The organism is Bradyrhizobium sp. NBAIM08 (genome assembly GCF_020193935.1).
Classification (GTDB): Bacteria; Pseudomonadota; Alphaproteobacteria; order Rhizobiales; family Xanthobacteraceae; genus Bradyrhizobium; species Bradyrhizobium yuanmingense.
The window spans coordinates 1-460 of the sequence record NZ_JADYVR010000245.1 but is presented as its reverse complement, the minus strand read 5'-3'; the positions used below and the strand labels follow the sequence as shown (position 1 = coordinate 460).

Annotated in this window: 1 protein-coding gene; it reads right to left on the bottom strand. The window is 59.3% G+C overall.

The window, feature by feature from the left end; translation table 11 throughout:
• Nucleotides 1–355: CARDB domain-containing protein (locus I6F37_RS39320; RefSeq protein WP_225154274.1), on the bottom strand; the 355-nt coding region annotated here is incomplete at its 3' end.
• Nucleotides 356–460 lie beyond the last annotated feature (105 nt).

Sequence of the window (460 nt, the reverse complement as noted above, 5' to 3'; positions counted from 1 at the left end):
CAAATACATAATACGGTCCGGTCACGTTGCGCGGGAGGGTAAGGTTCGCTGTAACCGTATATTTTCCGCCGGCCTGGAGAGTCCCGCGACGGGTGAAGTCGCCCAGGAAGGCGTCGCTTCGAACATCCAGGAACTGATCTCGCGAAAGATAAACGTAATCCTGCCACAGCGATTGCCGGTCGGGCACGGCGCCGACACCGTTGTTCGTGATTGTCCACGTGGCGGTGAAAGGCTGACCGACCAAAACATGGGCCGGAGCCGTAACGTCGGTCACGACCAGGTCGGGCAACGGCACGAAATTGACGTGCAACGGCGCATTGGCCTGGTTGGGCGCGGTGCCGGCATATTCATTCATGGCCGGTCTATTACTCAGTCCAATCGTGCCGGGGTACCGGGAAGGATCGTCACCCTGGGCTGGAGAATACCCGGCGTTCGCGACCACCAGAAGTTGAAACTCTCC